The 21,349-nt window shown below is 71.7% G+C and carries 22 protein-coding genes and 1 riboswitch; of the genes, 6 read left to right on the top strand and 16 right to left on the bottom strand.

Features of this window, described 5'->3' with window-relative positions; all coding sequences use genetic code 11:
- Positions 1 to 5: 5 nt before the first annotated feature.
- From ACFUJR_RS06320 to clpS, 7 genes are all read right to left on the bottom strand, one after another.
- The gene (locus tag ACFUJR_RS06320; RefSeq protein WP_352187454.1) at positions 6 to 284 is read right to left on the bottom strand and encodes a MoaD/ThiS family protein; all 279 of its coding nucleotides are present in this window, start codon (positions 282 to 284) and stop codon (positions 6 to 8) included.
- 245 nt (positions 285 to 529) lie between these two features.
- Positions 530 to 1,315, bottom strand: a complete 786-nt coding sequence (locus ACFUJR_RS06315) for an ABC transporter ATP-binding protein (RefSeq protein WP_383164513.1) — start codon at positions 1,313 to 1,315, stop codon at positions 530 to 532.
- On the bottom strand, positions 1,312 to 2,607 hold the full coding sequence (locus tag ACFUJR_RS06310) for a FecCD family ABC transporter permease (RefSeq protein WP_383450245.1): 1,296 nt from the start codon (positions 2,605 to 2,607) through the stop codon (positions 1,312 to 1,314). Before ACFUJR_RS06310 ends, ACFUJR_RS06315 begins: the two co-directional genes overlap by 4 nt.
- Positions 2,604 to 3,578 (bottom strand): ABC transporter substrate-binding protein, encoded by a 975-nt coding sequence (locus ACFUJR_RS06305; protein WP_383164519.1) that lies wholly within the window; start codon positions 3,576 to 3,578, stop codon positions 2,604 to 2,606. Before ACFUJR_RS06305 ends, ACFUJR_RS06310 begins: the two co-directional genes overlap by 4 nt.
- Before the next feature lie 60 nt (positions 3,579 to 3,638).
- Positions 3,639 to 3,712, bottom strand: a riboswitch (cobalamin riboswitch).
- 32 nt (positions 3,713 to 3,744) lie between these two features.
- Positions 3,745 to 4,173, bottom strand: a complete 429-nt coding sequence (locus ACFUJR_RS06300) for a Mov34/MPN/PAD-1 family protein (protein ID WP_383164522.1) — start codon at positions 4,171 to 4,173, stop codon at positions 3,745 to 3,747.
- A gap of 193 nt (positions 4,174 to 4,366) precedes the next feature.
- Complete coding sequence (locus ACFUJR_RS06295) at positions 4,367 to 4,951, bottom strand: DUF2017 domain-containing protein (RefSeq protein ID WP_383164525.1); 585 nt, start codon at positions 4,949 to 4,951, stop codon at positions 4,367 to 4,369.
- The gene (gene clpS / locus ACFUJR_RS06290; RefSeq protein WP_352187447.1) at positions 4,951 to 5,256 is read right to left on the bottom strand and encodes an ATP-dependent Clp protease adapter ClpS; all 306 of its coding nucleotides are present in this window, start codon (positions 5,254 to 5,256) and stop codon (positions 4,951 to 4,953) included. The genes ACFUJR_RS06295 and clpS overlap by 1 nt, the downstream gene beginning before the upstream one ends.
- Before the next feature lie 100 nt (positions 5,257 to 5,356).
- On the opposite strand from clpS, the gene ACFUJR_RS06285 reads away from it, so the two are divergent.
- Both ACFUJR_RS06285 and ACFUJR_RS06280 read left to right on the top strand, forming a co-directional pair.
- Complete coding sequence (locus tag ACFUJR_RS06285; protein WP_383164528.1) at positions 5,357 to 6,685, top strand: nicotinate phosphoribosyltransferase; 1,329 nt, start codon at positions 5,357 to 5,359, stop codon at positions 6,683 to 6,685.
- 110 nt (positions 6,686 to 6,795) lie between these two features.
- Complete coding sequence (locus tag ACFUJR_RS06280; protein ID WP_383164531.1) at positions 6,796 to 7,383, top strand: isochorismatase family protein; 588 nt, start codon at positions 6,796 to 6,798, stop codon at positions 7,381 to 7,383.
- Here the strand turns inward: ACFUJR_RS06280 and ACFUJR_RS06275 are convergent.
- Together ACFUJR_RS06275 and ACFUJR_RS06270 are read right to left on the bottom strand one after the other, a co-directional pair.
- Positions 7,380 to 7,685, bottom strand: a complete 306-nt coding sequence (locus ACFUJR_RS06275; protein ID WP_383164534.1) for a hypothetical protein — start codon at positions 7,683 to 7,685, stop codon at positions 7,380 to 7,382. The two genes, ACFUJR_RS06280 and ACFUJR_RS06275, sit on opposite strands and share 4 nt — an antisense overlap.
- A gap of 124 nt (positions 7,686 to 7,809) precedes the next feature.
- Positions 7,810 to 10,236, bottom strand: a complete 2,427-nt coding sequence (locus tag ACFUJR_RS06270) for an immune inhibitor A domain-containing protein (RefSeq protein WP_383164537.1) — start codon at positions 10,234 to 10,236, stop codon at positions 7,810 to 7,812.
- 369 nt (positions 10,237 to 10,605) lie between these two features.
- On the opposite strand from ACFUJR_RS06270, the gene ACFUJR_RS06265 reads away from it, so the two are divergent.
- Complete coding sequence (locus ACFUJR_RS06265) at positions 10,606 to 10,881, top strand: hypothetical protein (protein ID WP_383164540.1); 276 nt, start codon at positions 10,606 to 10,608, stop codon at positions 10,879 to 10,881.
- 14 nt (positions 10,882 to 10,895) lie between these two features.
- On the opposite strand, the gene ACFUJR_RS06260 is transcribed toward ACFUJR_RS06265, so the two are convergent.
- Complete coding sequence (locus ACFUJR_RS06260) at positions 10,896 to 11,651, bottom strand: RDD family protein (RefSeq protein ID WP_383164543.1); 756 nt, start codon at positions 11,649 to 11,651, stop codon at positions 10,896 to 10,898.
- Positions 11,652 to 11,791: 140 nt separating this feature from the next.
- A complete protein-coding gene (locus ACFUJR_RS06255; RefSeq protein ID WP_383164546.1) occupies positions 11,792 to 13,381 on the bottom strand; it encodes an RDD family protein in 1,590 nt (529 codons plus the stop codon).
- Positions 13,382 to 13,663: 282 nt separating this feature from the next.
- Between ACFUJR_RS06255 and ACFUJR_RS06250 the strand changes: the two genes are divergently transcribed.
- On the top strand, positions 13,664 to 14,155 hold the full coding sequence (locus ACFUJR_RS06250) for an SsgA family sporulation/cell division regulator (protein WP_383164549.1): 492 nt from the start codon (positions 13,664 to 13,666) through the stop codon (positions 14,153 to 14,155).
- A gap of 17 nt (positions 14,156 to 14,172) precedes the next feature.
- Here the strand turns inward: ACFUJR_RS06250 and ACFUJR_RS06245 are convergent, their stop codons facing one another.
- Complete coding sequence (locus ACFUJR_RS06245; RefSeq protein WP_383164552.1) at positions 14,173 to 15,552, bottom strand: FAD-binding oxidoreductase; 1,380 nt, start codon at positions 15,550 to 15,552, stop codon at positions 14,173 to 14,175.
- An 87-nt stretch (positions 15,553 to 15,639) separates the two neighbouring features.
- On the opposite strand from ACFUJR_RS06245, the gene ACFUJR_RS06240 reads away from it, so the two are divergent.
- A complete protein-coding gene (locus ACFUJR_RS06240; RefSeq protein ID WP_383164555.1) occupies positions 15,640 to 17,232 on the top strand; it encodes a tetratricopeptide repeat protein in 1,593 nt (530 codons plus the stop codon).
- Positions 17,233 to 17,280: 48 nt separating this feature from the next.
- On the opposite strand, the gene hppD is transcribed toward ACFUJR_RS06240, so the two are convergent.
- Positions 17,281 to 18,420 carry a 4-hydroxyphenylpyruvate dioxygenase gene (gene hppD / locus ACFUJR_RS06235; RefSeq protein WP_383164616.1) on the bottom strand — a complete coding sequence of 380 codons (1,140 nt, stop codon included), beginning with the start codon at positions 18,418 to 18,420 and terminating at the stop codon, positions 17,281 to 17,283.
- A 136-nt stretch (positions 18,421 to 18,556) separates the two neighbouring features.
- Here hppD and ACFUJR_RS06230 point away from each other — a divergent pair, with 136 nt between their 5' ends.
- Complete coding sequence (locus tag ACFUJR_RS06230) at positions 18,557 to 19,033, top strand: Lrp/AsnC family transcriptional regulator (protein WP_383164558.1); 477 nt, start codon at positions 18,557 to 18,559, stop codon at positions 19,031 to 19,033.
- Between the two features lie 74 nt (positions 19,034 to 19,107).
- On the opposite strand, the gene ACFUJR_RS06225 is transcribed toward ACFUJR_RS06230, so the two are convergent.
- Genes ACFUJR_RS06225 through ACFUJR_RS06215 form a run of 3 tightly spaced genes read right to left on the bottom strand, consistent with a single transcriptional unit; the run spans position 19,108 to position 20,912 of the window.
- The gene (locus ACFUJR_RS06225; RefSeq protein WP_383164561.1) at positions 19,108 to 19,902 is read right to left on the bottom strand and encodes a S16 family serine protease; all 795 of its coding nucleotides are present in this window, start codon (positions 19,900 to 19,902) and stop codon (positions 19,108 to 19,110) included.
- A 9-nt stretch (positions 19,903 to 19,911) separates the two neighbouring features.
- A complete protein-coding gene (locus tag ACFUJR_RS06220; RefSeq protein ID WP_383164564.1) occupies positions 19,912 to 20,259 on the bottom strand; it encodes a hypothetical protein in 348 nt (115 codons plus the stop codon).
- 11 nt (positions 20,260 to 20,270) lie between these two features.
- Positions 20,271 to 20,912 (bottom strand): IclR family transcriptional regulator, encoded by a 642-nt coding sequence (locus tag ACFUJR_RS06215; RefSeq protein ID WP_260229619.1) that lies wholly within the window; start codon positions 20,910 to 20,912, stop codon positions 20,271 to 20,273.
- Between the last annotated feature and the right edge of the window lie 437 nt (positions 20,913 to 21,349).

The raw sequence follows: 21,349 nt of genomic DNA, 5'->3' as shown, positions 1-21,349 counted from the left end.
GTGGATCAGACCATGCCGCCGGCCACGGCCGGCAGGATCGTGACGTTGTCGCCGTCGGTCAGCTTGGTGTCGATGCCGTCGAGGAAGCGGACGTCCTCGTCGTTGAGGTAGACGTTGACGAAGCGGCGCAGCTGGCCGTTGTCCACGATGCGGGCCTCGATCCCGGCGTGGCGCGTCTCCAGGTCGGCGAAGAGCTGGGCGAGCGTCTCGCCGTTGCCCTCGACGGCCTTCTCGCCGTCGGTGTAGGTGCGGAGGATGGTCGGGATGCGGACCTCGATGGCCATGGCGTGGGCTCCTGTTTCGGGAGTCGGGAGTGGCGTGGAAGGCGCGCGGCTGTCGGCCCCCGCGCGGGGTGGTGCTGCTGGGTGCGCCGTCGGCGCGCCTGCTCACATCGCGCTGGCGAAAAGGCACAGGTCGACGTGCAGTCGCGCCACGAGCAGCGCGCTGCCCGGCGTCGTCACTTCGCTCACGTCGTGGGAAACCATGCGGTCATCGTATCGATTCCCGGTCCGGGTTTCGGAATGTGATCTCACATGGCGGACGGTTCGCGCTCGACTGGCGGACCGGGCAGGTAGAAGACGGTCGGCGTGCCGGTCCGTGGATGCGGGATGACCTCGGCTTCCACCCCGTACACCGCCCTGAACAGGGCGGGGGTGAGAACGTCGGCGGGTGTGCCTTCGGCGACGACGCGGCCGCGCTCCAGGACGTAGAGGCGGTCGCAGTAGGCGGCCGCGAGGTTGAGGTCGTGCAGGGCGAGGAGGTTGGTGGTGCCCAAGTGGCTTACGAGACGCAGGACTTCGAGCTGGTAGCGGATGTCGAGGTGGTTGGTGGGCTCGTCCAGGACGAGCAGCGCCGGCTCCTGGACGAGAGCGCGGGCGACGAGCGCGCGCTGGCGTTCGCCGCCGGAGAGGGTGGGGTACGGCCGGTCGGCCAGCTCGGCGATGCCGACCCGGGCCAGGGCGGCCTCGGCCCGGGCCAGGTCGGAGGCGTCGTCTCCCTCCCAGAAGCGCTTGTGCGGGGAGCGGCCGAGGGCGACGAGTTCGCGGACGGTCAGCTCGAACTCGGTGGCGCCCTCCTGCGGGACGGTGGCGATCCGGCGGGCGCGCGCCCTGGGTCCGAGGGCGGTCAGGTCGTCGCCGTCGAGGAGGGCGCGGCCCGAGGTGGGGGTGAGGGTGCCGTAGACGCAGCGCAGGAGGGTGGTCTTGCCGCTGCCGTTGGGGCCGACGAGCCCGACGGTCTCGCCGGGGCGGGCGGTGAGGTCGGCGTCGCGCAGTCGAGTCCCGTACGAGAGTCGCTGGAGGCGCAGTTCGGTCATACCGGGCTCCCTTCCGCGCGGCGGCGCATGAGCCAGAGGAAGAACGGGCCGCCGGTCAGGGCGGTGAGGACGCCGACGGGGATGTCCTGGGGCGCGGCGACGGTTCGGGCGGCGAGGTCGGCGAGGATCAGGGCGAGTGCGCCGCCGAGCGCGGCGACCGGCAGGAGTCGGCGGTGCGGAGCGCCGACGGCCATGCGGGCGGCGTGCGGGACCATCAGGCCGACGAAGCCGACGGCTCCGCTGGCGGAGACCATGACGGCGGTGACGAGGGAGGCCAGGACGAAGACGGCGGCGCGGAAGCGGGCGGTGTCCAGGCCGAGGACGGTCGCGCCCTCCTCGCCGACGAGGAGCAGGTCGAGCGGGCGGGCGAGGGTGAGCAGGGCGGCGACGCCCAGGACGAGGACGGCGGCGGGCAGGGCGAGGGTGTCCCAGCGGGCGCTGCCGAGGCCGCCGAGGGACCAGAACATCGCCTCCTGGAAGTGTTCGGGGCGGCCCGCGAGGACGAGGAGCAGGGTGGTCAGCGCGGAGAGGATGTACGAGACGGCGACACCGGCGAGGACGAGCCGGGAGCCGGTCATCGTGGAGCCGCGGCGGGCGAGCGCGTAGACGAGGACCAGGGCGAGCAGGGCACCAGCGAAGGCCCCGGCGGGCATGGCGACGGTGGTGGTGATCCCGCCGCCGACGCCGAGCACGAGGACCAGGACGGCCCCGGTGGACGCGCCGGAGGAGATCCCGAGGAGGAAGGGGTCGGCGAGGCGGTTGCGGACCAGGGCCTGGAGGACGGCGCCGACGACGGCGAGCCCGGCGCCGACGATCGCGCCGAGCAGCACGCGCGGCAGCCGGACGTCGAGGACGATCGTGCGGTACGGGGAGGGGGCGGCGCGGCCGGTGAGGATCTCGACGACCGCGCCCACGGGTATCCGGACCGACCCGAGGGCGACCCCGGCGACGACCGCTGCCCCGAGGGCGGCGACGAGCCCACCGAGGACGAGCAGGTACCGCCCACGCCCGGCCGGCGCGTGCCGGCGGCCGCGGTCCGCCGCCGGCTCGGAGGAGCCGGCGGACGGGTCGGGACGGGCCGGAGCCGCGTCGGCTCGGGCCGGGCCGGGCGGACCGGAAGCGGCCGGCGCCGGAACGGCCGGGGCGGGAACGGCCGGCGCCGGACTGGATGTGGCCGGTGCCGGAACAGCCGGCGCCGGAACGGCCGGGGGTGGTGCCGGAACGGCCGGGGGTGGGGCCTTCGGGGGCGTGTGCTGTTCCGGTCCGGCGGCCGGGGGCGGGGTGGCCGTCATCGGGTCGGGTGGAGCTGGGTGGCGAGCTTCTCGATCGCCGCGGGGACGCGGACGCCGAGGACGGCGTCGGAGAGCGGCAGTACGGCGAAGCGGCGGTTCTTGACCGCCGGGACGTCCTTGAGGGCCGGGTCGTCCAGGAGGCGCTTCTTCTTCTGTTCGACGGTCGTGGAGCCGTAGTCGTAGATGACGATCACGTCCGGCTTACGGGCGACGACCTGCTCCCAGGTCGCGTCCCCGAACGGCTTGTCGAGGTCGGCGAAGACGTTCCGTCCGCCCGCGAGGCTGATCAGCTCGTTGCCGATGCCCTTGCCTCCGGCGGTGAACGCGGTCTTGTCGCCGCTGTCGTAGACGAAGACCGAGAGCGGGGCGACCCCGTCCAGCCTCTGCCCGGTCGCCGTGACCGTCTTCTTCGCCGCGGCCGTCCACCGCGTGCCGCGCTCGGGGACGCCGAAGGTCCGGGCCACCTCGTCGACCTCCCGGTACAGGTCGGCGAGGGAGGAGGTGCCGGAGGGGCAGTACTCCATGTTCAGGCGGGTGTTGACGCCCGCGGCCTTCAGGTCGTCCCGGGCGCGCCCGGCCTTCGCGTCGAAGGCGCTGGAGTAACCGCCGTAGACGAAGTCGGGGTTGGCGGCGAGCAGGGCCTCCTTGGAGGGGTACTCCTCGGCGAGCACCGGCACCGAGTCGTACGCCTTCTTGTACGCGGGCAGGATCCGGTCGTCGAGGTAGGCCGTGCCGACGAGGGACTTCTCCAGGCCGAGGGCGAGCATGACCTCGGTGACGTGCTGGTTCATGGTGACGGCACGCTGCGGCGGGGCCTGGTACGTCGTCTTCACACCGCAGTTGGAGACGGTGTAAGGGAACCCCGGTGCGGCCTTCGCTGCGGGGGCGTCCTTCTCCGCGGGGGCCGCGCAGGCGGCGAGCAGCGGGACGAGGGCGGCGGCGGGCAGCAGGGTACGGCGGTGCCAGGTCATGGCGGACGAGCCTCCTCCGGGGATTTCCACGTCCCCAGTCGGTGGTGAGAGGCGGCAGGTCAGTTCCTGGCTTCCGGCCCTCGCGGGGGCCGGTCACAGTGGCGGGACCGTGCCGGATTCACACCGGCTTCCTGGGTCCTGCCGCCCTGATGGTCGCGTCAGTCTCTCAGACGTCGTACTCCTCGACGACCTTCACGTCCTCCTCGGTCACGACGCCCTCGACGATCCGGTAGGAGCGGAACTGGAAGGGGCCCGCGCCGTCGGTGTCGGCGGTGGAGACGAGGACGTAGTGCGCGCCGGGCTCGTTGGCGTACGAGATGTCGGTACGCGACGGGTATGCCTCGGTGGCGGTGTGCGAGTGGTAGACGATCACGGGCTCCTCGTCCCGGTCGTCCATCTCGCGGTAGAGCTTGAGGAGGTCGGCGGAGTCGAACTCGTAGAACGTGGGCGAGCGCGCGGCGTTCAGCATCGGGATGAACCGCTCGGGGCGGCCGCTGCCGACGGGGCCCGCGACCACGCCGCAGGCCTCGTCGGGGTGGTCCGCGCGGGAGTGTTCCACGATCTGGTCGTACAGGGCCCGGGTGATGGTCAGCATGTCCGACAGGATAAGCAGAGGGGCTGCCCTGTACCGAGGAGTGGTACGGGGCAGCCCGAATGCTGGACAGGCCGGGTCACGAGCGCTTGGCGGCCAAGGCCGCGCCCTCCGGGTTCGGGATTCGAGTGTCCGCTGAGCGAACGTCGACCGGACGGCACCGGACGTCGACCGGACGGCACCGGGACGGTGGGTATCAGGTCCCGGACATCAGCGTCTCGACGAGTGACTCCTGAAGCGCGCCCAGCCAGAGGTACGCCATCACCATCGGCTTGCGCGGATCGGAGTCGGGCAGCCGGTACAGCTCGCCGCTCTCGTCCTCGTCGGTGACCTCCAGACGGGTCCCGATGGTCAGCCGGAGGTCGTTGAGCGCGCCGAGCCACGAGCGGGACTCGTCGGGGGTGAGCTTGAGGACCGCCCCGCCTTCGTCGGTCGAGGTGAGCCCGTCGAGGCTGCGGATCACCGCGAGGGCGTCCTGCCGCTTGCGGGCGCGCAGGTCGTTCTCGGTGTAGCGGCGGAAGTCGGCCGCGGCCGCGCGCAGCTCCTCGTCCTCGTCCCCGTACGCGTCGGGGAAGAGGCGCTTGAGCGCCGGGTCGCTGGGGGCCTCGCTCGGGCCCTCGGCGAAGAGCGCGGCGAGCGGGTCCTCGCCCTCGACGGGCTCGTCGCCCGGTCCGATCAGCTCCATGAGCTGGACGGCGAGGGAGCGCAGGATGGCGATCTCGACCTCGTCGAGCGCGACGGCGGCACCGCCGCCGGGCAGGACCTCGAAGTGTCCGGCCATCAGCCGCGGTCCTGGGTGAGGGTCGCCCACAGCCCGTATCCGTGCATCGCCTGCACGTCCCGCTCCATCTCCTCGCGTGTCCCGCTGGAGACCACCGCGCGGCCCTTGTTGTGCACGTCGAGCATCAGCTTGTGCGCCTTGTCCTTGGAGTAACCGAAGTACGCCTGGAAGACGTAGGTCACATAGCTCATCAGATTGACCGGATCGTTGTGGACGAGAGTGACCCACGGCACGTCGGGCTCGACGACGGCGAAGGTCTCCTCGGCCGATTCGGTGCGTTCGATCTCAATAGGCGCGACGCTCACTTACCCCATGCTGCCACCTCGGGAGGGGCGTCGCACAAACGGGTCTGCCCGCGCGCCGAGAAATCGTCAGAGTGACGATTTCTGCGCTAGCATCGCTGACATGAACGCTGCGGACCTTGAGCTCCCGGTGGACGTGCCGTCGACCGCGCTCTTCACCGATCAGTACGAGCTGACCATGCTGCAGGCGGCCCTCAGGGCCGGCACCGCCGACCGGCGCTCCGTCTTCGAGGTCTTCACCCGCCGGCTGCCCGAGGGGCGGCGCTACGGAGTGGTGGCCGGCATCGGGCGGGTCCTCGACGCCGTGGAGAACTTCCACTTCGACGCGGACGTGCTCGGCTTCCTGCGGGAGCAGGGCATCGTCGACGAGCAGACGCTGACCTGGCTGGCCGGCTACCGCTTCTCGGGCGACATCTGGGGCTACCCCGAGGGCGAGGTGTACTTCCCCGGCTCGCCGATCCTGCGGGTCGAGGGCTCCTTCGCCGAGTGCGTGCTCCTGGAGACCGTGATCCTGTCGATCCTCAACCACGACTCGGCCATCGCGGCGGCGGCCTCCCGGATGTCGGGCGCGGCCCGCGGCCGGCGGCTGATCGAGATGGGCGCCCGGCGCACCCACGAGCTGGCGGCCGTCGCCTCGGCGCGGGCGGCCTACGTCGGCGGTTTCGACTCCACCTCGGACCTCGCGGCCGGCTTCCGCTACGGCATCCCGACCGTCGGCACCTCCGCGCACGCCTTCACCCTTCTGCACGACAGCGAGCGGGACGCCTTCCAGGCACAGGTCACGTCGCTGGGCCGCGGTACGACGCTGCTCGTCGACACCTACGACGTGGCCGAGGCCGTCCGTACCGCCGTCGAGGTGGCCGGCACGGAGCTCGGAGCCGTACGGATCGACTCCGGGGACCTGCTGCTCGTGGCCCACCGGGTCCGGGCCCAGCTCGACGAGCTGGGCGCCACGGACACCAAGATCGTGGTCACCTCGGACCTGGACGAGTACGCCATCGCCTCCCTGGCGGCGGCGCCGGTGGACGCGTACGGGGTGGGCACTCAGCTGGTCACCGGCAGCGGCCACCCGACCTGCTCGATGGTCTACAAGCTGGTCGCCCGCGCCCAGTCGGCGGATCCGAAGGCCCCACTGACGGCGGTGGCGAAGAAGTCGGTCGGCGGCAAGGCGTCGGTCGGCGGCCGCAAGTGGGCGGCGCGGCGGATGGACGCGGAGGGCGTGGCCGAGGCGGAGGTCCTCGGCACCGGCCCGGTGCCCGCCGAGCTCGCCGGCCGTCAGCTGCTCGTGGAGCTGGTCAAGGGCGGCGACGTCGTGGCCCGGGAGCCGCTGGAGGCGGCCCGGGCGCGGCACATCACGGCGCGGGCCGCGCTGCCGATGTCGGCGGTCCAGCTCTCCCGGGGCGAGCCGGTGCTGCCGACCGAGTACGTGTAACACCCTGCGAGGCCCCCTCCCGAAGGGAGGGGGAAGTCTCTAGGCTCGATGCCATTCCCCGTGTCGACATCCCACCGTTCCCTCCGCCGGCCCACCGAAGGACACCCGCCATGCACCGCGCATTGATCGTCGTGGACGTTCAGAACGACTTCTGCGAGGGCGGCAGCCTCGCGGTGACGGGGGGAGCCGACGTCGCCGCCGCCATCACCGACCTGGTCGGTGAGGCGGCGGGCGCCGCGTACCAGCACGTGGTGGCCACCCGCGACCACCACGTCGCCCCGGGGGACCACTTCTCCGACACGCCCGACTACGTGACGTCCTGGCCGGTGCACTGCGTCGCCGGCACGGAGGGCGTGGGCTTCCACCCGAACTTCGCGCCCGCGGTCGCCTCGGGCGCGATCGACGCTGTCTTCGACAAGGGGGCCTACGACGCGGCGTACAGCGGCTTCGAGGGGCGCGACGAGAACGGCGTCCCGCTCGCCGAGTGGCTGCGTACGCACGACGTGACCGAGGTCGACGTGGTGGGCATCGCGACGGACCACTGCGTACGGGCCACGGCGCTGGACTCGGCGCGCGAGGGTTTCCGTACGCAGGTCCTCCTCGACCTCACGGCGGGCGTCGCGAAGGAGACGACGGAACGGGCCCTGGAGGAGCTGCGCGGCGCGGGTGTCGAGCTCACGGGCAAGCCCGTCGTCTAGGAGGCCGTGGGCAGGGTCCGTATCGAGTGCCACAGCTCCTGGGTCGCACTCGCCGTGGAGCGCCACAGGAGGCCGTCCGGGTGGTGGAGGACGGCGGTGATCTCGTCGGGCGTCGGGGGTTCCGCGTTGCCGCGGAGGTAGACCGCCCTCAGGCCCAGGTTCCGCAGCCGGGTCAGGGCGCGGGCGCGGTTGGCCGCGTGGACCAGGAAGCGGACCGTGACCCCGTCGCCCGCCGGGCTCGGCAGCCCTATCGCGACGACGACGCTCCCGCCTGGCAACTTGCAGAAACCTCCACCGGGCATGCCGGAACCACTCCCCCTGTGAGCTTGCTGTCAATAAGAACTGGTCAAGACGCACCTAAACACGATCGGCCGCCGCCCGCTAGAGGGCGACGGCCGATCATGCTCTGACCTGCGGATTTACCGTCTACTTGGTCGACGGACCAACCTGGACGGTGATCGTCTGGCCGTTCTTCGGCTCCTTGACGACCCGGATCTGCGTGTTCGTGTCAGTTACCTGGACACCGGCGCGCTCGGTCTCCTTGTACCAGTACGTGCCCTTGCGGTCGTCGAAGACCGGGTTGCCCCGCTGCGACTTCACCCACGCCGGGACGTCCGCCTTGTGCAGCCGGAAGCCGTCGGTGCGGTACAGGCCGAACGGCGCGTCGTACGACTGGATGCGGTTGCGCATCAGGGTGCCGTCGGTCCACTTCAGCGGCGTCGGGTGGGCGTCGATCGGGAGGATCAGGCCCTGGCCCGGGTGCTGGGAGGTGTTGTTGTCCTTCTGGGACAGGTCCCACTTCCAGATGAGCAGACCGTTCTGGTACGGGAAGTGCTCGACCCAGCCCGCCTTGTCACCCGTGAAACCGAAGTTGTACGGGCCGACCTTGAGCGTCGCGTCGTACGAGACGTACTGGCGGTTCTCCGCGATGTAGTACTGCTCGTACTCCTTGGTGAAGCCCTTGCCCATCCGCGAGAAGCCCTTGGCGGTCCAGCCGTTGTCGCCGTTCTCCGCGTTGTCGGAGAAGACGGTGGCGCCGTCGGCGGTCAGCGTGATGGCGTCGGCCGCGAAGCCCTTGAGGGCGAGGCCACCGTCCGTCTGGTAGCGGAAGCGGAGGTCGAACTTCTTGCCCGCGTACGCGCCCAGGTCGTAGACGAGCGTCTTGTACGCGCCCGAGACGTCGGACAGCGCCGGGGTGCCGGAGGCATCGCGCTGGATCGGCTCGCCGTCGGCGGTGCCGTCCACGGCGGTCCAGTTGGCACCGCCGTCCGTCGACACCTCGGTGTAGAGGTAGTCGTACTCCGCCTCGATGTCGTACCAGCCCTTGAGCTCCAGGGAGGCCGAGGACGTGCCGGTCAGGTCGACCGAGCGGGTGAGGGTGTTCTTGAGGTCGTCACCCATACCGCTCCACCACTGGGTGGCGCCCTCGGCGGGGGCCACGATGTCGGTGGTGACGGCCTTCTTCGGCAGCTCGACCACGAGCGCCTGCGGGTTCTTGGTGTTGTACTCCGCGACACCCAGCTTGTGCTTGGACTTCGTGGCGCGCTGCTCGTTGCTCACCTTGGTGTAGTTGAGCCAGCCGAGCTGGAGCTTGTCCCAGGCGTTCATGTCGCCGGGCATGTCTCCGATGGAGTCCTTGCCGAGACCGAGCCAGGAGCCCGAGGACATCAGCGACCAGTAGCCGGTCGAGTTCTCGCCGCCCGCGGTGTCGTACAGGTCGGGCAGACCGAGGTCGTGACCGTACTCGTGGGCGAAGACGCCGAGGCCGCCGTTCTCGGGCTGCATCGTGTAGTCGCCGACCCAGATGCCGGTGTCGCCGATCTGGGTGCCGCCGGACTTGTTGTTCGCCGGGCCGGTCTTGCCGGCGTCGGTGCCGTAGGCGTACCAGCGGTGGGCCCACAGGGCGTCGCTGCCCTGGGCTCCGCCGCCGGCCGACTCGTCCTCGCCGGCGTGGACGATCTGGAAGTGGTCGATGTAGCCGTCGGCCTCGTTGAAGTTGCCGTCGGCGTCGAAGTCGTAGCGGTCCCACTGGTCGTACTCGGCCAGCACGGACTTGATCTCGGCGTCGGTCCTGCCCTTGGCCTTCTGGTCGGCGACCCAGGCCGTCACGCCGTCGCGGACGGTGTCCCAGACGTTGCCGCAGTTGCTCTGGCCGCAGTAGTTCGAGCCGTAGCGGGCCTCGTTGTACGGGACCTTGACCCAGTCGGAGACCGCGCCCTCGACCGAGTAGCGGCCGGACGAGGTGCGCTCGTAGTAGGTCTTCAGGGAGTGCTTCGGCTTGCCCTTCTTGTCCTTGCCGGTGCCGAAGTACAGGTCCTGGAAGTGTTGCTGGTTGTAGTCCGCCTGCCAGGCCGTCGAGTTGTCCTTCTCGCGGTCCGGCTCGGCTATCTGGTTGTGCAGCGGGCCGGGCGTGCCGCCGAACTTCGGCTTCAGCTCGTCCGTGTCGTCGTCCTTGCGGTCGACCAGGGTGGTGTTGTCCACCTGGTCGCCGAACTCGACGAGGATGGTGAAGATCTTGTCGGTCTTCTCGCGGCCGAGCTCGACGTACTTCTTGGCGTCGAGCTTGACGACCTTCGAGCCGCCTCGGTTCTCGACCTTGGCCTCGCCCTTCAGCACCTGCTCCAGGGCGGCCTTGCGCTGCTGCGCCTGCTGCTCGCTGAACGGGCCCTCGAGGTCGTGGTCGACCGCCGTCTTGTCGACACCGACACCCGGAGCCGGGTCCTGGCGCTCGATCGAGGCCGGTGCGCCCGGCCCCCTGTCGTCGGCGAATGCGAAGGTCGAGGCGCTGGCGGCGGTGGCCGCGAGCGCCACGACGACTGCGGACGCTCTGATCGCCCGTCGTCTGTTGGTCACTTGATGATTCCTCCCCGGCGCCCGCGACCGCGCGGACCGAGGGTGGGGTGTCCGCGGGCGGGGTCGCGCGTCACAAGTGACGACATTCGACCGGAGTTACGAGAGAAAAGACAGATCTTGACTTGCACAGGCCAACTGCACTATGTAGAAGTCGCTTTCCGCTATCCGGACGGCAACCAGGCGCACCGGAAGAGGTCGTTGGGGGAATCGGTGACTCCATGCGCCCCCCGTGCATCCACACCGTGGGTTAGGTCACGCTTACTACCCGTTTCGCTCGGGCATCCACCGTCGTAGAGTCGCTCGGGTGGGGGTCCTCCGGCCCCAGACAGGGAGAGCGACCCGCCGATGCCTCGAGGGACGGTACCCGTCATGCCGCGTCCGAACGCCGCACAGCTCGCCTATGGTTCGGCCACCGTCGTCTTCTCGACCGTCGCCCTGCTGCTGCTGTCCCGCACCACGAACGCGCTGGGGATCGTCGTCATCAGCACCGCCGGGCTGCTGCTCGGGCTGCTGGTCGCGGTGACGATGCCCGCGCACCGCAAGCCCGTCGCCCCGGCACCCGTGCCACCGCTCCCCCGGACGGACGAGATCCGGGTACCGGCCGTCCGCGTCGGTGCGGGGGCCGATTCCCGGATCGGTACGTGACGCCGGCGCCGTAGCTACTGCGGGACCGACACCACCACGGTCTTGGCCGCCTTGTCGTGCAGGCCCTGCTTGTAGGGCTTGTCGACCAGGATCAGGATGAGCAGGAGCAGCGGCCACAGGCAGGCGCAGCAGATCAGCGCGGGCAGCCAGAGCACGATCGCGCGGATCAGCGAGGCGTTCGTCGGCGGTGTGGAGCCGTCGTTGAGCATCGCGACGCGCAGCTTCAACCACTTCTTGCCGAGCGTCTGGCCGCTGTTCGCCACCATCAGGGTGTCGTAGGCGACGTACGCCACGATGGTGATGAGCTGGAAGACGAGACCGCTGCCCGTGCCGGTCGCCGTGATGGTGTCGCCGAAGTCGTCGCCGTCGGTGGCCCGGTCGTAGACGTTGAACGGGATGCCGATGACGGCGAGCGGGATGGCGACGATCAGCCAGTCGATGATCCGGGCGAGGATGCGCTTGCCGGAGTCGGCGAGCGGCGGCATCCCGGCCAGCGGATCCACACCCCCGTAACCGCCTCCGCCGCCGTAGGGCTGGGAGCCGTACGGCGGGGGCGGGGGCGGCATGTTGTCGTACGGAGAACCGGGCGGCGGACCCCCCGGAGGCGGACCCTCGGGAGGAGGGCCGCCCGGCGGCGTTCCTTCGGAGGGTGGCGGCTGACTCCCGCTCCCGTGCGGAGAGCCCGCCGACGGCGGCGTGGGCTCCTGCGGCTTCTTGACGAACGGGTCGTCATCGGGCGGCTGGCCGGGCGTCGGCTGGTCGTTGCTCATGGGGGCAGTGCATCCCGCGTGACGGGGCCCCGCAATCGATCGCCGACCGTTCGGGCGACCGCCGTACGGGTCCCCCGGGGGACGCTCCCAGGCCCTGTCGTCGAAGTGGCGTCGGCCAGGCGAGACTTCGACGACAGGGACTAGCCGGCCACGAAGGTGTGGGCCGCCTTGTCGTGCCAGCACTGACGCCAGGGGCGGTCGAAGAGGCACCACAGGACGTTCAGGACCCCGAGGACGAGGAGTCCGAGGACGCTGTACACGAGCCAGCGGCGCAGCGCCGCGCCGAACGTCGGCGGCTCGTGGGCCTCGATGTCCCTCACCTGGAGACCGCAGAGCTTCTTGCCGAGCGTGCGGCCCCACTTGGCCGTGGGCAGCGCCTCGTACAGCACGCCGAGGACGAGGAGTGCGCCGAGCGCGATCCCGAAGTTGAGGGAGGTGGTGCCGTCCAGGAGCCAGACCTGGACGGTGACACCGGACTGCTTGGCCGTCTCGATCTTGGCGTCGATGTGGTCGAGCGCCGCCATGACGAAGGGGAAGGACGCGCCGCCGACGAGCGCGCCGAGGACGAGGGTGTCGATGAACCGCGCCACCAGGCGCTTGCCGAGGCCGGCCGGGCGGGCGGCTGCCTGGGCGCGGGCGGCCTGGAGGAACGGGTCCTCGACGGGCGGCTTCCACGGCAGGACCGGCTGCTCCTGGTCGGCGGCCTGGGGTGAGTGCTGCGCCTGCGGCGCCTGCCGGTGCGCCGCCGGGGCCGCGGCCGGCGAGGGCTGGGCGAGCTGGTGGACCTGCTGGGGCCACGAGGGCGCGCCGCCGCCGGGACCGGCGGTGACGGGTGCGGGGGCCGCCGAGGAGGGGGTGGGGGCCGCCGGGGAAGGGGCGGAAGCCGCCGGAGAGGGGGCCGGGTTCTGCGCCTGGGGCTGGGGCTGGCCGGGCACGTGCGGGAGGGGCGCCGGGGAAGGCTGCGCGGGCTGCGCCCCGCCTCCCTGCGGTGCCCTGAGGGCCTGGGGGCCCTGCGGCCCGAGCGCGTCACGCGTGCCCTGCGGGTTCCGGGCGTTCTGCGAGGAGGCCGGTGCGCCCTGCGGAGGAAGGGCGCGGATCGTCATCGTGCCCTCCGGAACAGGGGCCTGACCCCCCGCCTTCGCCTGCCGAACGCCGGGCAGCGCGCCGCCCGTCGGGTCGGCGGCGGACGCCGGAGTCACCGGCATCCCGCCCAGTCGGGCCTGCGGACCGGCCGGCTTCGGCTCGGGGTCCGTGGTGCGGGCGGCGGCGACCCGGGGGTCCTGCGCGGCGGCCGGGGTGCCGGTCGCCGCGGGTTCGGCCTCGGGCGCGCCCCAGGAGACCTTCCGGTCCCGGTCGCCGCCGAAGCCGGTCTGCCGCGAGACGTCCGCCTGCCATGCCGAGGCCGGTTCGGGCTCGGGTGCGGCGGCCGGCTCCTCGTCGAGGAAGACGGGTCCCGTCTCCTCCACGACGGGCACGGGGGCCGGCGCGGAGACCACGGGCGCGGGCGAGGAGACCGCGGGCGCGGGCGAGGGGTTCGGAGCCAGGGCCGGACCCGGCGGCATCGCCGAGGCCGGGGCCGCCGGCGGGAGTTCACCCTCACGGGGGGCCGGCCTGCTAGTCCCGGGCACCCAGGCGCCCCCGTTCCAGTACCGGATGTATCCGGGAATGGAGGGGTCCGGGTAGTACCCGGCCTGCGGTACCTCCCCGCCGGCTCCAGGAGGAGTAGCCACTGCCCCGACTCCGATCCGTGACGACGCTTCTACGACCTCGGACCCACGGGTCCAAGGAGGACAGTAACGAAGAACGGCGCCACAGGGAGAAAGAGGCCGCGAGAAACCCGCCTTCGAGCGACATACCCACAGAACCCGCCACTCACCGTCACGCTCAGGCCGACGGTCCCCTCCGGAGGACTCCCGAAAAAACTTCTCCGAAGTCGCGTAATGGCGAGCCGCCGTCGCGCTCTCTCCCTGTGCGGGCCCGCCCGGGGCCCCGTACCGGAGAGGACGTCAGCCATGCAGAACACCGAGAACACCGTGGTCGAGCGCGAGCTGGAGCTGAAGCTGGTGCTGTCGCCCGAGCGCTCCATCCCCGTCCCCGCGCGGCTCGCCTACCGCACCGACGACCCGTACGCCGTGCACATCACGTTCCACGTGGGTTCGGAGTATCCCGTCAACTGGACGTTCGCCCGTGAGCTGCTCGTCGAGGGCGTCTTCCGGCCCTGCGGTCACGGCGACGTCCGGATCTGGCCCACGAAGGTCGACGGCCGCAACGTCGTCCTGATGGCGCTCTCCTCCCCCGACGGGGACGCGCTCCTCGAGGCGCCCTCCGTGCAGGTCTCGGCGTGGCTGGAGCGGACCCTGCGCGCCGTCCCGCCGGGCACCGAGTCCGAGCAGCTCGGCATCGACGACGGGCTCGCCGAACTGCTGGCCACCACCTCGGTCGCCGACGACCTCTGGCTGCGCGACCCCTGGCCGTCGGACGAGTCGCAGGACGACGAGGCGTGAAGGGAGCGGTGACGAGGTCAGAAGAGCTTTCCGGGGTTCAGGATTCCGAGGGGGTCGAAGGTCCGCTTGATGCCCTGCTGCAACTCCACGCCCACCGGCCCCAACTCCTGCGCCAGCCAGTCCTTCTTCAGTGTGCCCACGCCGTGCTCGCCGGTGATCGTGCCGCCCAGTTCGAGCCCGAGCGCCATGATCTCGTCGAAGGACTCCCGCGCCCGCCGCGACTCGTCCTCGTCCGCGTGGTCGAAGCAGACGACGGGATGGGTGTTGCCGTCGCCCGCGTGCGCGCAGACTCCGATGGTCAGGTCGTACTTCTCGGCGATGGCGGCCGTCCCGTCGAGCATGGCGGCCAGCTTCGTACGCGGTACGCAGACGTCGTCGATCATCGTCGCGGACTTGATCGTCTCCAGGGCGGTCAGGGAGAGCCGGCGCGCCTGGAGGAGGAGTGCGGACTCGGCCGCGGACTCGGCCGGTACGACCTCGGTGGCCCCGGCCGCCGCGCACAGCTCGCCGACGGCGGCCAGATCGGCCGCCGGGTCCGGGGTGTCGAAGGCACACAGGAGCAGCGCCTCGGTGGTGTTCGGCAGCCCCATGTTCGCCAACTTGTTGACGGCGCGGATGGTGGTGCCGTCCATCAGCTCCAGCAGAGACGGCGTATGGCCACGCTCCATGATCGCGCAGACGGCCTCGCAGGCGGCCGCCGACGAGGGGAACTCGGCGGCGAGCGTGAGCTGTTGGGGCGGCTGCGGGCGGAGCGCGAGGGTCGCGCCGACGATGATGCCGAGGCTGCCCTCCGAGCCGACGAAGAGCCGGGTCAGGTCATATCCGGCGACGCCCTTGGCGGTGCGCCGGCCGGTGGAGAGCAGCCGCCCGTCGGCGAGGACGACGTCGAGACCGAGGACGTACTCCGCCGTGACCCCGTACTTCACACAGCACAGGCCGCCGGACGCGGTGCCGATGTTCCCGCCGATGGTGCACGTCTCCCAGCTGGAGGGGTCCGGCGGGTAGGAGAGACCGTACTCGTTGACCGCGCGGGACAGGACGGCGTTGACCACGCCGGGTTCCACGACCGCGATCCGGTCGACCGGGTTGATCTCCAGGATCCGGTCCATCCTGACCAGGGACAGCACGATGCAGCCTTCGGAGGCGTTGGCGGCACCGGACAGGCCGGTGCGCGCGCCCTGGGGGACGACCGGGACGCGCAGCGCGGTCGCGGTGCGCATGACGTGCTGGACCTGCTCGACGGTGCGTGGGAGCACGACGGCCGCGGGGGTGCCGGCCGTGCAGAAGCTCGCCATGTCGTGGGTGTAGGAGGCGGTGACGTCCGGGTCGGTGATCAGCGCCTCCGCGGGCAGACCCGCGCGCAGGTCCGCGTGGAGCCGCGTCAGAAGATCGTCCATGCGTCCAGCCTGGCACCCGGGGCCATCGGTGTGAACCCGCCGTCGTGGTCCTTCGTGTGCTCTTCGTACAGGCGCACAGTGAGCGGCATGAGGACGGAGAACGTGTCGAGAGCGGTCCTGACCGCGGGGGTGGGTGCGGTGCTCGCGGCGACGGCGCTGCTGTACGCCCCCGATCTCGCACCCGGTCTGTTCGGCGACGGGAAGCCGCCCGCACCCGGTCCCGCCGAGCGCGCGGTGCTCGCGGCGAACGCGGGGGCGCAGGCCTCGCTGCCCGACCTGGGAGCGCTGATCGGCGACCGAGAGAAGTGGCTGAAGGACCATCCGACGGACGAGACGTCCTGGGCCGTGCTCGGGGCGGCGTACACCGAGCGGGGCACGCGGCTCGGCGACGCGTCGTACTACCCGCGTGCCGAGCGCGCCCTGAAGCGCTCCCTGGAGGTACGGCCCGCCTCGCGCGGGAACCTCGACGCGCAGCTGGGGCTCGGCGCCCTGGCCAACGCGCGGGGCGACTGGGAGACGGCCAGGACCTGGGGGGAGGCGGTCCGCGCGAAGTCGCCGAAGCGCTGGCCGGTGTACCCGGTGCTGATCGACGCGTACAACGGGCTCGGTGACTACAAGGCCGCCCGGCAGGCCCTTTCGGCCCTGGAGGAGCTGCACTCGGGTGCGGCGGTGAGCACGCGGGTCGCGCAGGGGTACCGCAACCGGGGCTGGCGCGAGGACGCGGCGGTGGCGGCGCTCGACGCGGTGGCGCGGGCGGAGACCGGCGCGGAGAAGGCGGCGGCGTACGCCCGGCTCGGGGATCTGGCGTGGGAGCGGGGCGAGCCGGAGGAGGCGGTGACCGAGTACGGGTCGGCCCTGCGCCTCGTACGGGACCACGGTCCGTCGCTCGCGGGGCGGGCCCGGGCGCTCGCGGCGCTGGACCGCACGGACGAGGCGATTCTCGACTACCGGGCGGCGCTCGCGCGGCTCCCCCGGCCGGAGTACGTCCTGGAGGCCGGCGAGCTGTACGAGTCGCTCGGCCTGGACGGCGAGGCGCGGGCGCAGTACGAGGTGCTGCGGTCGGGGTCCTGGGCCGGCGGGGAGGTCGTCCTCGGTCTGTTCGAGGCGGACCACGGGGACGCGGCGGCGGCGGTGCGGATGCTGAAGGCGGAGTGGGCGCGCGGGCACCGGTCGGTGCAGATGGCGGACGCGCTGGGCTGGGCGCTCTTCCGGGCCGGGGAGCCGAAGGAGGCGCTGGGCTACGCGAGGAGGGCGACGGAGGAGGGGCTGCGCAGCGCGCTCTTCTCGTACCACCGGGGCGAGATCGAGCGGGCGGTGGAGGAGTACGGTCCGGCTCGCCGGCATCTGGCGGAGGCGCTGCGGATCAACCCGGACTTCTCGCCGCTGCTGGCGCCGAGGGCGCGGCAGTCGGTCCGTGAACTGGGCGACCCCCCGGACACGCTCCCGGAGGAACTCCGCGAGGCCCCTCCGACGCCCCCGAAGTCCTCGGAGGCCCCGAAGTCCCCGAAGTCCTCGGAGGCCCCGGAGGCCCCGGAGGCCCCGGAGGCCCCGGGGACGCCGGAGTCCTCGGAGACCCCGGTGGCCGCGGGGACGCCGGTGGCCCCGCGGAACCCCGTCGGGGGCAACGGTTCCGCGGGGCGGCGGAGTTCCGGCGCCACCCCCGCGGGCGCCGGAGCATGAAGACGGGCCCGGGGCAGACACCCGCCCGGGCCCGCCGGTCTTCGCGGACTACAGGTTCCCGCGCTTCTCCTGCTCGCGCTCGATCGCCTCGAACAGGGCCTTGAAGTTGCCCTTGCCGAAGCCCATGGAGCCGTGACGCTCGATCATCTCGAAGAAGACGGTCGGACGGTCCTGGACCGGCTTCGTGAAGATCTGCAGCAGGTAGCCGTCCTCGTCGCGGTCGACGAGGATCTTCAGCTCGCGCAGGGTCTCGACGGGCACCCGCGTCTCGCCGGCCCACTCGCCGAGCGTGTCGTAGTACGAGTCGGGGGTGTCGAGGAACTGGACACCGGCGGCGCGCATGGAACGGACCGTCGCGACGATGTCGTTGGTGGCCAGCGCGATGTGCTGGACGCCCGCGCCGCCGTAGAACTCCAGGTACTCGTCGATCTGCGACTTCTTCTTCGCGATCGCCGGCTCGTTGATCGGGAACTTCACCTTGAGGGTGCCGTCCGCGACGACCTTCGACATCAGGGCCGAGTACTCGGTCGCGATGTCGTCGCCCACGAACTCCTTCATGTTCGTGAAGCCCATGACGTTGTTGTAGAAGCCGACCCAGTCGTTCATCTTGCCGAGCTCGACGTTGCCGACGCAGTGGTCGATGGCCTGGAAGGTGCGCTTGGCCGGCGGCTCGACGATCGGGGCGGCGGCGACGAAGCCCGGCAGGTAGGGGCCGTCGTAGCCGGAGCGCTCGACGAGGGTGTGACGGGTCTGGCCATACGTCGCGATGGCGGCGAGGACGACGGTGCCGTTCTCGTCCTTCACCTCGTACGGCTCGGTGATGCCGGTGGCGCCGTGCTCGACGGCGTAGGCGTACGCGGCGCGCGCGTCGGGCACCTCGATCGCCAGGTCGACGACACCGTCACCGTGCTCGGCGACGTGCTCGGCGAGGAAGCGGCCCCAGTCGGTGGAGGCCTTGATGACGGAGGTGAACACGAAGCGGGCGGCGCCGTTCGTCAGGACGTAGCTGGCGGTCTCGCGGCTGCCGTTCTCCGGTCCGGAGTACGCGACGAGCTTCATACCGAAGGCCGTGGAGTAGTAGTGCGCGGCCTGCTTGGCATTGCCGACGGCGAAGACGACCGCGTCCATTCCCTTCACGGGGAAGGGATCGGCCTGCCGCGCCGTGGAAGGGGAGGGATCGATGATCATCGAGTTGTCTGCCATGACGGCAGAGTCCCGCCGATCGGCAAGCTGCGCAATAGTTCGCCGAGTGGCTGGGCAATCTGTACAGCAGCGGGTCAGTATGGCCGGGAGACTTGTACAGGATGACCATGAGGAGACCTCTGTGGCGATCGATCATCTGGACGGCCGGCTGATCGTGCTGCTCGCGCGCGAGCCGCGGATCGGGGTGCTCGAGGCGTCGCGCCGGCTGGGCGTGGCGCGCGGCACGGTGCAGGCGCGCCTGGACCGCCTTCAGGCGCACGGGGTGATCCGCGGCTTCGGCCCCCAGGTCGACCCGGCGGCGCTCGGCTATCCGGTGACCGCGTTCGCGACGCTGGAGATCAAGCAGGGGCAGGGGCCGGACGTCCGGGAGCACCTGGCGACCGTGCCCGAGGTGCTGGAGCTGCACACGACGACGGGTCACGGCGACATGCTCTGCCGACTGGTGGCCCGCTCCAACGCGGACCTCCAGCGGGTGATCGACCGGGTCGTCGGCTTCGAGGGGATCGTGCGGGCCTCCACGGCGATCGTGATGGAGAACCCCGTACCGCTGCGGATCATCCCGCTGGTGGAACAGGCGGCGGAGGACGAGCCGCTGTAGCCCCGCCCTCTCCTCCCCCTACTTCCGGAGATACTTCCGGAGAAGTGGTCGGAGGTCGTGGCCGGACGGACGGGTCAGCAGCTCGGGACCTTCCCTTCCTGGCCCTGGTCCAGCGCCCGGAGCGACGCCACGGCGTCGGTGAGCGTCGAGACGGGGATCAGCCGCATCCCCTTCGGCAGCTCGGCCTGGGCGTCGGAGCACTCCGCCTCGGGCACGAGGAAGACGCTCGCCCCGTCCCGCGCGGCGGCCTGGGTCTTCAGCGACACCCCGCCGACGGCGCCGACCGTGCCGTCGGGCTCGATCGTGCCCGTACCGGCGACGGTCCTGCCGCCGGTGAGGTCGCCGTCGGCGCCGTCGCCGTCGAGCTTGTCGACGATCCCGAGGGAGAAGAGGAAACCGGCGCTCGGCCCACCGATGTCGGCGAGATGGAGCGTGACCTTCACGTCCTTCGGGTCGAGCTTCAGATAGCCGAGTGCGGCGAGGGTGGCGGCGTCCTGCGACTCCTTCATCTCGCCCAGGTTGTGCTCCTCCACCTCGGCGTCCGACTTGCCCGGCGGGTAGACGGAGTCGCGCGGCAGCACGGCCTGGTCGGTACGGAACCAGGCGTCGGCGATGTCGGCGAAGTCGTTGTCGACGCTCGGCCCGGTGGCCACGATCGTGGTCATCAGCAGCTTGCCCTCGGTGTCCCGGACGGGCGCCCCGCTGATCGTGATCACCTGGCGCCCGTCGACCGCCCCGAGTACGTCGGCGGTCGTTCCGGGCGAGGCGATGGCGTACGGCAGCGGCGCGAGCCCGACGGCGGCGAAGAGCGCGGCGACGGGCAGGGCGCAGAGGGCGAGCGCACGGGTACGCGTGAGACTGGTGAGCACGCCCCCAATCTACTGGGCGCCCGCCGGCACCCGACGGTCGAAGAACCCCCGCAGCTGGTGACGCACGGCACGCACGGCGTCCCACGCCCCGATCGCCCCGATCGCGCCGACGAGCCGGACCCGGTCGGCGGCGCTGATCAGACCGGCGGCCTGGAGCTGGGGCACGAGGGCCGCGTAGTCGGTGAACACCGCGTGCGCCGCGTCGTCGAGCTGCCGCCGGCGCACCCGCGCTCCGGACCGGGCGAGCACCGCGTTCCAGGAGCGGTCGATCCGGGTGTCGCGGTAACCGTCGGCGCCGAGCAGGAGCAGCGGGCGGTCGACGCCGTACCGGGCGACGGGGAAGAACGTGCCGTCCATCTGGTCCAGTTCTAGCGCAACGCGTCGGCGACCTCTCGCGCCGCGTCGACCACCCTCGGGCCCACCCGTTCCGGGACCGCGTCCGCGAGCATCACGACGCCCACGCTGCCCTCGATGCCCGTGATGCCGACCAGCGGGGCCGCGGCGCCGCTCGCGCCCGCCTCCAGCTCGCCGTGGGTCAGCGTGAACCCCGGCTCGATCAGACTTCCCTGCCGGGCCGCGAGGATGGCGCGGCCCGCCGCGCCCCGGTCCAGCGGGTGCCGGAACCCGGCCCGGTAGGCCACGTGGTAGTCGGTCCAGGTCGGTTCGACGACGGCGACCGCCAGCGCCTCCGCCCCGTCCACGAGGGTGAGATGAGCGGTCGCGCCTATGTCCTCGGCGAGGGAGCGCAGCGCGGGCAGCGCCGCCTCCCGTACGAGCGGATGGACCTGGCGGCCGAGGCGGAGCACGCCGAGGCCCACCCGGGCGCGACCGCCCAGGTCTCGGCGTACGAGCGCGTGCTGTTCGAGTGTGGCGAGCAGACGGTAGACGACGGTCCTGTTGACCCCGAGTCGGTTGGACAACTCGGTGACGGTCAGGCCGTGGTCGGTGTCGGCGAGCAGCTTGAGGACCCTGAGGCCCCGGTCGAGCGTCTGGGAGGTTTCCGCGGTCACGACGCCCTCTCCTTCGGAGTGAGTGACGGCGGACCTTCAAACGAGAGCAGCGGCGCCGGTCCCGCGGCGACGCACGTCAGAGGCCGCCGGCAGGCCATGCGCACCGGCTGCGCTCCGCGGCGGCGCTGCCACGGGGCGTTTCATTGCGGGGACAGTAGCGAGCCACTCCGCTCAGCGGAAGACCTCGTCCAGAATCCGGGCGCGAGCGGCTGGATACCGACGGTCCGTGCACGACGGCGCGGGGCCCCCGTCCGCTCAGCGGTGCGCGACCCGTCCTGAGCGACACAGAACCGTCCCCTCAGCGACACACGGCCCGCCCCGAGCGACGCGGAACCGTCCGCCCGCTCGGGGCGCGACACCCGGTCCGAGCGACGCGGAACCGTCCGCTCAGCGGTGTACGGCCCCGCCGCTCAGCCGCGTACGGGACCGGTCGTCTC

Source organism: Streptomyces sp. NPDC057271 (assembly GCF_042668715.1).
Classification (GTDB): Bacteria; Actinomycetota; Actinomycetes; order Streptomycetales; family Streptomycetaceae; genus Streptomyces.
The sequence above is the reverse complement of the archived record's forward strand: the minus strand, read 5'-3'. Positions and strand labels throughout refer to the sequence as shown.